We start from the raw sequence: 13,975 nt of genomic DNA on the forward strand, positions 1-13,975 counted from the left end.
GGCGGCGGCTGGCCCCCCGATGTCGGCGAAGGCGGCTGCGAAGCCGGCGCCTGGAGCGCCCCCCGGGGCCACATCTCGACCCCGAGCGACACGCCCCAGCCAGTCAGCCGCAGGGGCGGCGGCTGGCCCCCCGATGTCGGCGAAGGCGGCTGCGAAGCCGGCGCCTGGAGCGCCCCCCGGGGCCACATCTCGACCCCGAGCGACACGCCCCGGCCAGTCAGCCGCAGGGGCGGCGGCTGGCCAGAAGACTCAGAACCAGAGAGCGAGCTCGCGCGCGGCGGACTCGGGGCTGTCGCTGCCGTGGACGAGGTTCTGCTGCACCTTGAGGCCCCAGTCGCGGCCGAGGTCGCCGCGGATGGTGCCGGGGGCGGCGGTCGTCGGGTCGGTGGTGCCGGCCAGCGAGCGGAAGCCCGCGACGACGCCGTTGCCGGCGATGCGGAGGGCGACGGTGGGGCCGCTCTCCATGAACTCGACGAGCGGCTCGTAGAACGGCTTGCCCACGTGCTCCTCGTAGTGCTTCGACAGGAGGTCGCGGTCGGCCTGCAGCATGCGCAGGTCGACGAGCTCGTAGCCCTTGGCCTCGACGCGGCGCAGGATCTCGCCGGTGAGGCCGCGGGCGACGCCGTCGGGCTTGACGAGGACGAGGGTCTCTTGGAGGTCGGTCACTGTGGTGCTCCTTCTGGTGTGGTGGCGGGAGGGTCGGTGTGGTCGGGTCGGCCGGGCCGGCTCACGCCGCGTCGCCGGGCCCACCGTAGCGGGCGGCGTTGAGGCGGTCGAGCTGGGTGCCCTTGATCAGGCAGTAGGTCCAGATGGCGACGAACAGCGCCGCGACGACGTACATGACGGGGTCGAGCAGCCCGCAGGCCACCAGGCCCGCCTGCACGACCCAGCCGAGCGCGATGCCCCACCGCCAGCGCGTCGTGCGCGAGACGAGCATGACGACGACGATGGCGGCGAACCCGCCGCCGAAGGCCACGGCCGTCGGCAGCAGGTCGCGGCCGTTCACGACGAGCATCACGAAGAACAGCGATAGCGCCTCGAGCACGAGCACGATCGAGAGCAGGCTCTCGGCCGCGCCCCGTCGGCGCCCGGGGCGTCGACCAGCCGGGCGGGTGCCCGCCGGGGGGCCCTCGGGAGGCGGCGCCGCGGTCACGAGAGACCTCCCGGCGCCTGCGCCAGCGCGAGCACGTCGCCGACCAGCGTGATCGACCCGGTGACGACGACGCCGCCGGGCTCGTCGCCCTCGGTCTCCTCCGCGAGGTCGCGGGCGGTGCGGAGCGCCGCGACGAGGTCGGTCTCGACCACGACCCGGTCAGCGCCGACGACGCCCACCGCGATCGCGGCGAGCTCGTCGGCGTCGACGGCGCGCTCGGAGTCGCTGCTCGTCACGACGAACTGCTGCACCGTGCCGGAGAGCGCCCGGACGATGCCGGCGGCGTCCTTGTCGGCGAGCACCCCGAGCACGGCCACGACGCGCCCGAACTGGAAGTAGTCGTCGAGCGCCTTCGCGAGGGCCCGCGCCCCGTGCGGGTTGTGGGCCGCGTCGACGAGGATGGTCGGCTCGTTCGCCACGATCTGGAGGCGGCCGGGCGACGTCACGGCGGCGAGCCCCTCGGCCAGCACGTCGTGGTCGAGCGCCTGCGAGCCGCTGCCGAGGAACGACTCGACGGCGGCGATCGCGACCGCCGCGTTCTGCGCCTGGTGGTCGCCGAACAGGGGCAGCAGGAGGTCGTCGTAGCGGCCGGCGAGGCCGCGGACGGTGATCAGCTGCCCGCCGACCGCGACCGTGGTCGACTCGACGCCGAACGCGGTGCCCTCGACCGCGAGCGTGGACTCGGTGAGGTCGGCCGCCCTCTGCAGCTCGGCCAGCGCCTCCGGCTGCTGGGAGGCGCTGACGACCGAGGCCGAGGGCTTGACGATGCCGGCCTTCGTGCGGGCGATGGCGTCGACCGTCGAGCCGAGGCGCTGCGTGTGGTCGAGGGCGATCGGCGTGAACACGGCGACCTGGCCGTCGGCGACGTTCGTGCTGTCCCACTCGCCGCCCATGCCGACCTCGAGCACGACGACGTCGGCGGGGGCGTCGGCGAAGCAGGCGAAGGCCAGCACGGTGAGCGCCTCGAAGAAGGTCAGGGGCTGCTCCCCCGCCGCCGTCAGCTCGCCGTCGGTCATCTGCAGGTAGGGCTGGATGTCGTCCCAGTTCGCCACGAGCAGCTCGTCGCTGATCGGCTCGCCGTCGACGACGATGCGCTCGTTGACGCGGGTGAGGTGCGGGCTCGTCATCAGGCCGGTGCGCAGGCCGTACGAGCGCAGCACGCTCTCGATCATGCGGCTCGTCGAGGTCTTGCCGTTCGTGCCCGTGACGTGGATCACCGGGTAGGCGCGCTGCGGGTCGCCGAGCAGCTCGGCGGCGCGGCGCGTCGCCCCCAGCCGCGGCTGCGGGGCCTGCTCGCCGACGCGCGCGAGCAGCTCGTCGTAGACGCGGCGGGCGCCCTCGGCGAACTCGCCGCGGTCGGCCGCGCCCTCGCCCTCGGCGTCGCTCTTCTTCTTCTTCGGGCTCATGCTCGTCGGACCTCCACCGTCACGGCCGCGCCGGAACCGACGGCGACCCTCTCGTCGCGCGTCGCGACGTCGTCCTGCACGTCGACGACCAGCTCGGTCGTCAGGGTCTCGCCGGCGATCAGGTCGCGGTGCGCCTCGATCGCGGCGGCCGAGCCGGGCTCGACGACGAGGGTCGTGACGACCCGGTCGCCGACGTCGAGGCCGGCCGCCTTGCGGGCCTGCTGCACGGCCCGCACGACGTCGCGCGCGAGGCCCTCGGCCTCGAGCTCGGGCGTGGTCGCGGTGTCGAGCAGCACGAAGCCGCCGTCGCCGACGAACGCGATCGCCGCCGACGGGTCGGCGACGGCGAGCTCGAGGGTGAACTCGCCGGGCAGCAGCTCGACGCCGCCCACCACGACCGTCTCGCCCCGCGCCTCCCAGTCGCCCTTCTTCGCGGCGGGGATGACCTGCTGCACCTGCTTGCCGATGCGGGGGCCGGCCGCGCGGGCGTTGACCGTCAGCTTGCGGGTGACGCCCCACTCGCCGAGGCTCTCCTCCGTGAGCGCGGTGAGGACGACGTCCTTGACGTTGAGCTCGTCGCGGAGGATGGCGCGGAACGGCTCGAGGCCCGCGGTGTCGGGCGCGACCACCGTGAGGCGGGCGAGCGGCAGGCGGACGCGCAGGCCGGTCGCCTTGCGCAGCGCGAGGCCGGACGACGCGATGGCGCGCACGGCGTCCATCGCGTCGACGAGCGCGTCGTCGGCCGGGAAGGCGGAGGCGTCGGGCCAGTCGGCGAGGTGGACGCTGCGGCCGCCGGTGAGGCCCTTCCAGATCTCCTCCGTCACGAGCGGGGCGAGGGGCGCCGCGACGCGGGTGAGCGTCTCGAGCACCGTGTAGAGGGTGTCGAACGCGTCGTGGTCGGTGCCGGCCCAGAAGCGGTCGCGCGACCGGCGCACGTACCAGTTCGTCAGCACGTCGGCGAAGTCGCGGAGGGCCGCGGCGGCCAGCGGCGAGTCGAGCGCGTCGAGGTGGCCCTCCACCTCGGTGACGAGACGGCGGGTCTTCGCGAGCAGGTAGCGGTCGAGCACGTCGGTCGAGTCGGTGCGCCACTGCGCGACGTAGCCGTCCGCGACGTGCCGACCCGCGCCTCCCGACCCGTCGGCCTCGGCCGCGTTCGCGTACAGGGTGAAGAAGTAGTACGTGCTCCAGAGCGGCAGCAGGAACTGCCGGACGCCCTCGCGGATGCCCTCCTCGGTGACGACGAGGTTGCCGCCGCGGATCACCGAGCTCGACATGAGGAACCAGCGCATGGCGTCGGCCCCGTCGCGGTCGAAGACCTCGCTCACGTCGGGGTAGTTGCGGAGGCTCTTCGACATCTTCTGGCCGTCGGAGCCGAGCACGATGCCGTGGCTGATGACGTTCGAGAACGCCGGCCGGTCGAACAGCGCGGTCGAGAGCGCGTGCATGACGTAGAACCAGCCGCGCGTCTGCCCGATGTACTCGACGATGAAGTCGGCGGGAGCGTGCGTCTCGAACCAGTCACGGTTCTCGAACGGGAAGTGCACCTGCGCGAAGGGCATCGAGCCCGAGTCGAACCAGACGTCGAAGACGTCCTCGATGCGGCGCATCGTGCTCTGACCGGTCGGGTCGTCGGGGTTCGGCCGCGTGAGGTCGTCGATGTACGGGCGGTGCAGGTCGGGCTCGCCCTGCTCGTTGAGCGGCAGGCGCCCGAAGTCGGCCTCGAGCTCGGCGAGCGAGCCGTAGACGTCGGTGCGCGGGTACGCGGGGTCGTCGCTGCGCCACACGGGGATGGGCGAGCCCCAGTAGCGGTTGCGCGAGATGGACCAGTCGCGGGCGCCGGCGACCCACTTGCCGAACTGCCCCTCCTTGACGTTCTCGGGCACCCAGGTGATCTCCTGGTTGAGCTCGCCCATCCGGTCGCGGAACTCCGTGACGCGGACGAACCAGCTCGAGACGGCCTTGTAGATGAGCGGGTTGCGGCAGCGCCAGCAGTGCGGGTAGCTGTGCTCGTAGCTCGCCAGGCGCACCAGGCGCCCGTCGGCGCGCAGGCGCTGCACCAGCGTCTTGTTGGCCTCGAACACCTGGAGGCCGGCGACGCCCAGCTCGTCGAACATCGGCAGGAAGCGCCCGGCCTCGTCGACGGACACGATCACGGGGATGCCCGCGGCGGCGCAGACCAGCTGGTCGTCCTCGCCGTAGGCGGGGGCCTGGTGCACGATGCCGGTGCCCTCGCCGGTGGCGACGTAGTCGGCGACGAGGAGGCGCCAGGCGTTCTCGGTACCCCAGGTCTCGGTGTCGGCGTAGACGTCCCAGATGCGGTCGTACTCGACGTCGGCGAGCTCGGCGCCGGCGAAGTGCGCCGTGACCGCGGCCTCCGCCGCCTCGGCGGACTCGTAGCCGAGGTCGCGGGCGTAGGCGGCGAGGGTGTCGGCGGCGAGCAGGAAGACGCTGCCGGTCAGCAGCTCCTGGTCGCCGGCGCGCTCGCCCGGCAGCAGGGCGTGGGGCACGGTCACGTAGTCGATGGCCGGCCCGACGGCGAGCGCCATGTTCGTCGGGAGGGTCCACGGCGTGGTCGTCCAGGCGAGGGCCTCGACGCCGGTGAGGCCGAGCGACTCGGCCTTGGCGCCGACGAGCGGGAAGGCGACCGTGACGGTCTGGTCCTGGCGCATCTTGTAGACGTCGTCGTCCATGCGCAGCTCGTGGTTCGACAGGGGGGTCTGGTCGTGCCAGCAGTAGGGGAGCACCCGGAAGCCCTCGTAGGCGAGCGACTTGTCGTGCAGCTGCTTGAAGGCCCAGATCACGCTCTCCATGTAGCTGACGTCGAGGGTCTTGTAGTCGTCCTCGAAGTCGACCCAGCGCGCCTGGCGCGTCACGTACTGCTGCCACTCGTCGGTGTAGCGCAGCACCGAGCCACGGGCCGCGGCGTTGAACTCGCCGATGCCCATCTCGTCGATCTGGTGCTTCTCGGTGATGCCGAGCTGGCGCATCGCCTCGAGCTCGGCGGGCAGCCCGTGGGTGTCCCAGCCGAAGCGGCGGTGCACCTGCTTGCCGCGCATCGTCTGGTACCGCGGGAAGACGTCCTTCGCGTAGCCCGTCAGCAGGTGGCCGTAGTGCGGCAGGCCGTTGGCGAACGGCGGACCGTCGTAGAAGACCCACTCGTCGCGGCCCTCCCGGGCACGGATCGACTCGCGGAAGGTGTCGTCGCCCGCCCAGAAGGCGAGGACGCCCTGCTCGACGTCGGGGAACCGGGGTGACGCGGGTACCGGCTGGTAGGCCATGGGAACTCCAGGTGGTGCGGATGTCCGTCCACGGGGACGACCGCCGAGGGGCCTCGGAGGTCGCGGTACCACCCCGCTTGCCGGCCCTCACGGACCGACCACTCGCTCTGCGGCTGTGACGGGCCTGCCCCGCTCGGTTCTACCGGCGGCTGCCGGCCCCGAGGGGCAGGTCTCCGCGTTCTTCCGAGTGCTCCCCGGTGATGGCCGGATCGATGCACGTCACATCGTACGCGTCGAGGAGGCGCGGCGCGATCGGTGCAGGGCGTGCATCATCGACTCCATGACGACAGCGCCCCCGACCACCGACCCGTCGCCGGGCACCGGCTCCGCCCCGAAGCCGGAGAGCTCGCTCACGGTGGTCGTCGCGTTCCTCGCGAACCTGCTCGTGGCGGTCGCGAAGACGGTCGCGGCGTTCCTGACCGGGTCGGCGTCGATGGTGGCGGAGTCGGCGCACTCCTGGGCCGACACGGGCAACGAGGTCTTCCTCTTCGTCGCCGACAAGCGCGGCGTGAAGCAGAGGGACGCCGACCACCCCCTCGGCTACGGCAAGGAGACCTACGTCTGGTCGATGTTCGCCGCGTTCGGCCTCTTCACCGTCGGCGCGGTGGTCTCGATCCAGCACGGCATCTCGCAGCTCGGCGCCGCGGAGGAGGCCGAGGACTACCTCGTCAACTACGTCGTGCTGGCGGTCGCGTTCGTGCTCGAGGGCATCTCGTTCACCCAGGCCCTCCGCCAGGCCCGGGGCAGCGCCCGCGAGCGGCAGCTGCCGACCCTGCGCTTCGTGCTGCGCAGCTCGAACTCGACCCTGCGTGCGGTGTTCGCGGAGGACGCCGCGGCCCTGGTCGGCCTCGTCATCGCCTTCCTCGGCATCCTGCTGCACCAGCTGACCGGCTCGGCCGTCTACGACGCCGTCGGGTCCATCCTCGTCGGCGTGCTGCTCGGCGTCGTGGCCCTCGTGCTCGTCGACCGCAACCGGCGCTTCCTGGTCGGCGAGAGCCCGAGCGACGAGCTGGAGTCGACGGTGCTCGCCCGGCTGCTGGCCCGGCCCGAGATCGACCGCGTGACCTACCTGCACACGGAGTTCGTCGGGCCGGGCCGGCTCTACCTCGTCGCCGCCGTCGACATGCGCGGCGACGACACCGAGGAGCACGTCGCCGTCGCCCTCCGCCGCGTCGAGCGCGAGCTCGAGCAGCACGACGCGGTGGAGGAGGCGGTGCTGACGCTGGCTACGCCCGACGAGCCGAGCCTGCAGCCGCGTCGCTGACCCGCCGAGCGCGCCGCCGGACGACCGTGAGCGCGGCAGCGCCGAGGCCGATCGCGAGGACGCCGCCGGCGAGAGCCGAGCCCACGCCGTCGTCGCCCGTGAAGGCGAGGGAGGCGGGGGTCGCGGTGGCCGTGCCCGCCGCCGGTGCGGCGAGGGTGAAGGTCACCACCTCGCTGGGCGCCGACATCGTCGGGAAGTACCGGTCGCCCGTCAGGGCGAACGCCGCGAAGGAGTACGTCCCCGGCCTGGCCAGGGTCTGCGTGAACGACCACGTCCCGTCCGCGGCGACGACGACGGGGTCGGTGCCGGCGACGAGCGGCTCGAAGTCGCCCTCGCCGTCGCCCTCCCCGCGCGCGGCGGCGGCGTAGCGGTCGATGGGCGCCCGCCCCTCCTCGAAGTACCCGTAGATCGCGATGGCGCTGCCGGGCGTGCCGGTGCCGGTGATCGTGAACTCGAGAGAGGACGCGCCCGCGCCCTGGCTGGGGTCGGGACGACCGACGACCGTGCTGCCCTGGCCGGGCGACGTGACGACGGGAGCAGCCGCGGCAGCGGCCCGGGGGCGGAGGACGTCGACGACGACCGACACCGCCCGCGACGAGAGCGCCGTGGCGAAGCCGTCGGCGTCCTGCGCGGACTGGCTGACGGAGATGCGCCAGGTGCCGTAGGGCATGAACACCCAGTCGGCCCAGGTGCCGTCGGCGCCGACCACGACCGCGTCGTAGCCGTAGCCCCACGCCACGACCGGGTCGACGGCGTCGAGGCCGACCTCGATGGAGGCCCCGGGCGTGCCCGTGCCCGCGAGGTCGACGACGCCCGTCTCCAAGTCGCCCGACTCGAAGGGGACGCCCTCGACGGCGCTGCCGTCGACGGGGGTCGAGATGACGGGGGCGGCGCTGGTCGGCAGCCCGGCCACGACCACGGTGCGCTGGACGGTGCCCAGGTCGGCACCGTCGGCACCGACGACCCGGACGGTGATGACGTTCGACGCGGCCGTCGCCTGCGCGGGCAGCGAGACGGGCTCGTCGAAGGCCCCGTCGACGACCGGCACGACCACGCCCGTGTCGTCGGAGCTGGAGATCTCCACCTGGCTCCCGGCCGGGGCCGTTCCCACGACACGCACGCCGGCCGACGACAGCACCTGCCCCTCCACCGGGCTCGCGACATCGAACGCGGCCTGGGCCTCGACCGCGTCAGCCGACGTCTCGTCGACAGCCGGTGCCGGTGCCGCGGCGTCCTCCGGTGCCGCCGGGGCCTCGGCCTCGTCGACCACGGCCTCCGGCTGGTCGGCGGCGGGCTCTGGCTCGGAGGTCGGGGTCGGGGTCGGGCTGGTGACCGGAGCGGTCTCCTCGACCGGCACCGCGCCTCCCTCGCTCTGCTCGACCGGAGCCGGCGCGGCCGACGCTGCCGGTGCGGCCATCAGGAGTCCCCCCAGGGCGATGGCGATGACGGTCGGCAACGCCACGGCGGCCGACAGGGTGTTCTTCATGGTCTTCTCTCTCGCGTGGGCCGACCTCGTCACGGAGCACTCGACCCACCCCCGGGCCCCGCGAGGCGGCCACGAGAGGGCCACCTGGGCCCCACCGTACGCAGCGGTCCGGTCGCCCGGGCCCCCCGTGACCGTTTCGTTGCGCGATGTCATCCGCTGGAGTGAGGCTCCCTCGTCACGGCGGCGGAGAGCAGCTCGTGGCGGCCTCGGCGAGCGCGGGCACCACGGCGAAGGAGGCGGCGGTCGCCCGGGCAGGACGGGCACGCGCCCGTCCGGCCCGGAGGCGACCACCGCCTCCCGGATGCTGCTCTCGCTACGACAGGGTCGTCACGTCGGACTCCTGGACGGCACGACGACGCAGACGAGCCACGACGAGGCCGAGGGCCCCGAGGACGACCGCCAAGCCACCGCCGACGAGAGCCCGTGAGGTCTCGTCCGAGCCCGTGTAGGCCAGCGAGCCGCCGGCGACCGGGCGCACGGGGGTGCCGGCGTCGGTGCCGGTGCCGGTGCCGGCGGGGGCCACGACCGTCGCCGCGCGGACCTCGAAGGTCAGGGTCGTCGGCTCGGACGTCGTGGGGTTCTGCAGGCTCGAGTCGTACTGGTACACCGTGACCTCGTAGACGCCGACGGGCAGCTCCACCTCGGCGGCCGACCAGCGGCCGTCGGCACCGGCGAGGAGCCGACCGCCGTCCGCGGCGCCGAACGAGGCCCAGGCGCCTTCCTCGTCGCGCGACCTCGCGTAGCCGTAGACCTCGTAGCCCGGCTCCGCCGTGCCCTGGAGGGTGACGGGCGCCTCGTCGCGACCGGCCGGCACCACGACGGACGAACCGTCGGCCGGGGACGTCACGACCGGCGCGGTCGTCACCACGGAGCTGGACGGGACCACCGTGATCACCGGCGAGTAGTTCAGACCGGAGTTGTACCGGGGGAACGGACCAGGGGTCTCGGCGTCGATGTGCCGCGCAGCGATCCGGTACTGCCCGGGCGCGAGGGCGAACACGTGCGACCACTTGCCGTCGGCGTACTCCTCGGGGCGCACGACCTCGTAGGTGGTCGACCGGTCGGGGCTGACGACGCTGAGCTCGGCGAGGTACATCGTCCCGGTCCAGCCCTGGATGTACACCTCGGCGATCTCGGCACCGCCCTCGGCCACGGTGTCGGCGACCCACTTGCGGTCGCCCTCCATGTCGACGACGGCCCACTGCGGGAGGACCTGCGCGATGACGACGATGCGCCGCTCGACGGAGGGCGCCGACTCCTCGCTCGTGGCGGCACCGTCGGCGTCGACCGTGTGCTGGGTGGCGGTGTAGCTCGAGGTGCCCGGCGAGACGCGGACGGAGGCCGACCAGCGGCCGTCGGCCCCGACGGGGACGGTGACGTCCGGGTCGACCACGCCGGTGATGCCGTCGGCGCGGGCGAAGTCGAGGCTCACGACGGCGCCGGCGAGCCCGGTGCCCGTGAAGGTGAGCGGCACGTCGGTCTCGGTGGCCCCCTGGTCGCGGGTCACCTCGTAGAGGCCGATCGCCCCTCCGTCGAGGGCAGGCGCCGCGGGGGCGGGCTCCAGCGCCGCCGCGGCCGCGGCGGCGGCGGCGTCGGCGGAGGCGGCGGGCTCGTCCGCGACGGGCGCGGCGACCGGGGCTGCCTCGGCGGCGGGCGTCTCGGCGGCGGCGTCGGCCGTCGCGTCGGCGGACCCGGCCGGCACCGTCTCCTCGAGGGGAGCCTCGACATCGACGGGCGTGGCCTCGTCGGCGACGGGTGCGGCCTCCGGCACGGCGGTCGGGGCGGGGGCGGGGCTGACGACGGGGCTGGTCTCCTCGACCGGCACCGCGCCTCCCTCGCTCTGCTCGACGGGCACCGGTGCGGCGGACGCCGGCGCGGCCATCAGGAGTCCCCCCAGGGCGATGGCGACGACAGTCGGCAGCGCCACGGCGGCCGACACGTTTTTCTTCATGGTCTTCTCTCTCGTGTGGGCCGGCGCTGGCGCGGAGCTCTCGACCCACCCCCGGGCCCCGCGAGGCAGCCGCTCAGAGGACCGCCTGGGGCCCACCGTACGCACCGGTCCGGTCGCCCGGGCGGCGCTGTCCGCAGATCCGTGATCATGACGCGACCTGGAGATGATCTCTCCTCAGCCTCGAGGATGAGGCCGTGGCGGAGAGGGGCGATCCGCCGCCCGGCGGTCGCCCCCGGGCACGACGACGGAGGCGGTGGTCGCCCGGGCAGGAGGGGCACGTGCCCGTCCGGCCCGGAGGCGACCACCGCCTCCCGGATGCTGCTGTCGCTACGACCGCGTCGTCACGTCGGACTCCGCGACGGCTCGACGACGCACGCGAGCCACGATGAGGCCGAGGGCGCCGAGGACGACGGCCAGGCCGCCGCCGACGAGCGCCCGCGAGGCGTCGTCGGAACCGGTGTAGGCGAGCGAACCTCCGGCCGTCGGACGCACGGTCGTGCCCGCGGGGGTGACGGCGGTCGCGGCACGGACCTCGAAGGTCAGCGTGGTCGTCTCGGACGCTCTGGGGTTCCGCAGGCTCGGGTCGTACTGGTACACGGTGACGTCGTAGACCCCGGCCGGCAGCTCCTGCTCCGCGGCAGACCAACGGCCGTCGGCACCGACGACGAGCGGACCGTCGCCCGCACCGTCGAAGTTGGCGTAGGTCCCGTCCTCGTCACGGGGCTCGGCGTACGCGACGACCGCGTACCCCGGCTGCCCCGTCCCCGCCAGCGTGACGGGCGCGCCGTCACGGCCGCCGGGCACGACGAGGGCCGCACCGGCGAGCGGGCTCGTGACGACCGGGGCGGTCGTGACGACGGCGCTCGATGGCAGCACGGTGGTGACGGGCGAGTAGTTCAGGCCCGAGTTGTAGCGGGGGAAGGTGCCGGGCTCGTCGCTGACCTGGCGCACGGCGATGCGGTACTGGCCGGGCCTGACGGCGAACGTGTGCGACCACTTCCCGTCGGCGTACTCGTCAGGGCGCACGACCTCGTAGGTCGTCGAGCGGTCGGCGCTGACGAGGCTGATCTCGGCACGGTAGAGGGTGCCCGTGGTGCCGAAGACGGTGACCTGGGCGTACTCGACCCCCTCGTCGGACACGAGGTCGGCGGCCCACGTCTCGTCGGCCTCCTGGTCGACGACGCCCCACTGCGGGAGGACCTGGGCGATGACGACCATGGTCCTCTCGGCGGAGGGCGCGGACTCGTCGCTCGTCGCGACACCGTCCGCGTCGATCGTGTGCTGGGTCGCGGTGTAGGTCGACGTGCCCGGCGCCAGTCGGACGGACACCGACCAGCGACCGTCCGCGCCCACGACCACGGACGTGTCCGGGTCGACGGCGCCCTGGACGTCGTCGGTCAGCTCGAAGTCGACGCTGACGAGGGCGCCCGGCAGGCCCGTCCCGGTGAAGGTGAGGGGAACGTCGGTCTCCGTGGCCCCCTGGGCGGCGGTGACCTCGGCGAGGCCGATGATCCCGCCGTCGAGGGCCGGCGCGGCCGGGGCCGGGGCGAGCGCCGCGGCGACGACGTCGTCCGCGGCCGCGTCGGGCTCGACGGCGTCGGCGGTCGGGGCGTCGTCGCCGGCGTCGGGCGCGGGCGCCACCGCGGGCTCGTCGACCGTCGCGGCGGGCGCGGCCGGCTCAGGCACGACCGCGGGGTCGTCGGCCGGCACGGCGGGCTCGGCCGGCACGGCGGGCTCGGCCGGCACGGCGGGCTCGACGGGCACGTCGCCGACGGGCGCGGCGGCCTCCCCCGGCGCGGCCGGGTCGACCGGCGCCTCCGTGGCGCTGCTGACCGGCAGGTCCGCCGCGGAGGCGGAGGCCGAGGCGACGACGACGCCCCCGAGGGCGAGGGAGACGACGGCGGAGGTCGCGAGGAGCGCCTCCCAGGGCTTGTTCATGGTGGTCCTGTCCTGTGAGCCGGGCGTGACGGCAGCGCCCCCCGACTCACCCCCGGACGCTGCCTCCGCAGCTCCCCGAGCGGCGGTCCCCCGAACCTATCCGTTCGCTCGCCGGTCGGCTGAGCAGAACTCACCAGTTCATCCGTCCGTCCGCCCCGGTCCATCCTCCCGGGGTGCCCTCCTCGTCCTGGAGGATGACGCGCCCGGGTCCACGGTAAGCGGCAAGGTAGCGGAGGTAACGTCTCACCGTGCGCTCGTTGATCCGGCTCGTGAAGGCCAACCCCTCCGTCCTCCGCTTCCTGGTGGTCGGCGGCGTCGGCTTCGTGATCACGATGGTGATCAACTACGGCCTCAAGCTCTTCGTGATCCCCCAGCACCCGGTCACTGCGCTCGCGGTGGGCACGATCGTCGCGACGATCGTCTCGTACGTGCTGAACAAGAAGTGGTCGTTCGACGACCGCGGCGACCGTCACACCGCGTACGAGCTGCTGCTGTTCGTGATCGTCAGCGTCATCGGCATCGGCCTCAACTCCGCCCCCCTCTACCTGTCGCGCTACGGCTTCGACCTCGAGGTGCCGAACGTCACGCGCGCCCACCAGGAGATCGCCGACTTCGTCAGCGGGCCCGTGATCGGCACGATGATCGCCATGGTCTTCCGCTACTGGGCCATGAACAAGTTCGTCTTCCCGAAGCGCGCCGAGCTCGACGACGTCCTGTCGCCCACGTCGCCCTCCACGGCGTCCACCCCGACCCCCGCCCGCTAGGTCGGGCGACCGGCACCCGGTCAGGCTCCGCCGGTCGGCGGCAGACGGTCGTCCAGGCCGTCCGCGACGGGACTGAGCGCCCGCTCCACGACGTCGCCGAGGGCCGGCCTGCCGACGCCGGAGCCCGCCCACGTCACGACCGAGGTGGCCACCGCCGCGAGCAGCACCGACGCGGCCACCTCGACGTCGAGGTCGCCCCGCGGGCGCCCGGCCGCCTCCGCCAGGTACGCCGCGACGACCGTCCGCAGCCTGACGCCCCGCACCGCCGCCGACGCCACCACCTCGTCGCCGAGGCCCATCGCGTCGGCCTGGGTCAGCGCCCAGGGCACCCGGTCGGCCGGGTGCTCCCGCGCCACGGCCACCAGCGCGGCCACCACGGCCCGGACGGGAGAGAGCCCCGAGGAGGCGCGGAGCAGGTCGCCGAGACCGGCCGCGCTCGCGTCGAGGTCGACCCAGAAGAGGTCGGACTTCGCGTCGAACCAGTTGAAGAACGTGCCCCGGCTGACCCCGGCCCGCCGCGCGATGTGGTCGACGGTCGTGCCCGACCAGCCGGCCTCGAGGAAGAGCTCGGCCGCGGCGTCGGCGAGCATCTCGGCCGACGAGCGACGAGGCCTCCCGAGGGGCCGTGCCGGGGCGTCGTCGGGGCGGCGGAGGGCGTCGTCGGACATGGCCCCATCATGCCGGTATACTCGATGACGGCGAGTTTGTACTGAGTACAACAATGCCGCCCCTCCC

10 protein-coding genes are annotated in these 13,975 nt (G+C 73.8%); 2 read left to right on the forward strand and 8 right to left on the reverse strand.

Annotation, left to right across the window (positions count from 1 at the left end; all coding sequences use genetic code 11):
* Positions 1–249 precede the first annotated feature (249 nt).
* The 4 genes from ndk to ileS form a co-directional block, all read right to left on the reverse strand.
* A complete protein-coding gene (gene ndk, locus FHR77_RS08220) occupies positions 250–666 on the reverse strand; it encodes a nucleoside-diphosphate kinase (protein WP_167259654.1) in 417 nt (138 codons plus the stop codon).
* Positions 667–727: 61 nt separating this feature from the next.
* A complete protein-coding gene (locus FHR77_RS08225) occupies positions 728–1,153 on the reverse strand; it encodes a DUF4233 domain-containing protein (RefSeq protein ID WP_167259655.1) in 426 nt (141 codons plus the stop codon).
* Positions 1,150–2,559, reverse strand: a complete 1,410-nt coding sequence (locus FHR77_RS08230) for a bifunctional folylpolyglutamate synthase/dihydrofolate synthase (protein WP_167259656.1) — start codon at positions 2,557–2,559, stop codon at positions 1,150–1,152. Before FHR77_RS08230 ends, FHR77_RS08225 begins: the two co-directional genes overlap by 4 nt.
* On the reverse strand, positions 2,556–5,837 hold the full coding sequence (gene ileS / locus FHR77_RS08235; RefSeq protein ID WP_167259657.1) for an isoleucine--tRNA ligase: 3,282 nt from the start codon (positions 5,835–5,837) through the stop codon (positions 2,556–2,558). The genes FHR77_RS08230 and ileS overlap by 4 nt, the downstream gene beginning before the upstream one ends.
* A gap of 280 nt (positions 5,838–6,117) precedes the next feature.
* Here ileS and FHR77_RS08240 point away from each other — a divergent pair, with 280 nt between their 5' ends.
* Entirely contained in the window at positions 6,118–7,101 is a 984-nt protein-coding gene (locus FHR77_RS08240; protein WP_167259658.1) for a cation diffusion facilitator family transporter, read from the forward strand.
* Here FHR77_RS08240 and FHR77_RS08245 read toward each other — a convergent pair.
* From FHR77_RS08245 to FHR77_RS08255, 3 genes are all read right to left on the reverse strand, one after another.
* Positions 7,064–8,587 (reverse strand): hypothetical protein, encoded by a 1,524-nt coding sequence (locus FHR77_RS08245; protein ID WP_167259659.1) that lies wholly within the window; start codon positions 8,585–8,587, stop codon positions 7,064–7,066. The genes FHR77_RS08240 and FHR77_RS08245 overlap by 38 nt on opposite strands.
* A 313-nt stretch (positions 8,588–8,900) precedes the next feature.
* A complete protein-coding gene (locus FHR77_RS08250) occupies positions 8,901–10,538 on the reverse strand; it encodes a DUF3597 domain-containing protein (RefSeq protein WP_167259660.1) in 1,638 nt (545 codons plus the stop codon).
* Positions 10,539–10,865: 327 nt separating this feature from the next.
* The gene (locus FHR77_RS08255) at positions 10,866–12,476 is read right to left on the reverse strand and encodes a hypothetical protein (protein ID WP_167259661.1); all 1,611 of its coding nucleotides are present in this window, start codon (positions 12,474–12,476) and stop codon (positions 10,866–10,868) included.
* Positions 12,477–12,724: 248 nt separating this feature from the next.
* Here FHR77_RS08255 and FHR77_RS08260 point away from each other — a divergent pair, with 248 nt between their 5' ends.
* Positions 12,725–13,240, forward strand: a complete 516-nt coding sequence (locus FHR77_RS08260; RefSeq protein ID WP_208380754.1) for a GtrA family protein — start codon at positions 12,725–12,727, stop codon at positions 13,238–13,240.
* Positions 13,241–13,260: 20 nt separating this feature from the next.
* Here FHR77_RS08260 and FHR77_RS08265 read toward each other — a convergent pair whose 3' ends face one another.
* Entirely contained in the window at positions 13,261–13,908 is a 648-nt protein-coding gene (locus FHR77_RS08265; protein WP_167259662.1) for a TetR/AcrR family transcriptional regulator, read from the reverse strand.
* Between the last annotated feature and the right edge of the window lie 67 nt (positions 13,909–13,975).

This window comes from Frigoribacterium endophyticum, from assembly GCF_011759585.1.
Classification (GTDB): Bacteria; Actinomycetota; Actinomycetes; order Actinomycetales; family Microbacteriaceae; genus Frigoribacterium; species Frigoribacterium endophyticum.

Bases quoted from the DNA above. Each gene is read 5' to 3' on its own strand.
- FHR77_RS08230 (WP_167259656.1), bottom strand. From the start codon at position 2,559: ATGAGCCCGAAGAAGAAGAAGAGCGACGCCGAGGGCGAGGGCGCGGCC.
- ileS (WP_167259657.1), bottom strand. From the start codon at position 5,837: ATGGCCTACCAGCCGGTACCCGCGTCACCCCGGTTCCCCGACGTCGAG.
- FHR77_RS08240 (WP_167259658.1), top strand. From the start codon at position 6,118: ATGACGACAGCGCCCCCGACCACCGACCCGTCGCCGGGCACCGGCTCC.
- FHR77_RS08245 (WP_167259659.1), bottom strand. From the start codon at position 8,587: ATGAAGAACACCCTGTCGGCCGCCGTGGCGTTGCCGACCGTCATCGCC.
- FHR77_RS08250 (WP_167259660.1), bottom strand. From the start codon at position 10,538: ATGAAGAAAAACGTGTCGGCCGCCGTGGCGCTGCCGACTGTCGTCGCC.
- FHR77_RS08255 (WP_167259661.1), bottom strand. From the start codon at position 12,476: ATGAACAAGCCCTGGGAGGCGCTCCTCGCGACCTCCGCCGTCGTCTCC.
- FHR77_RS08265 (WP_167259662.1), bottom strand. From the start codon at position 13,908: ATGTCCGACGACGCCCTCCGCCGCCCCGACGACGCCCCGGCACGGCCC.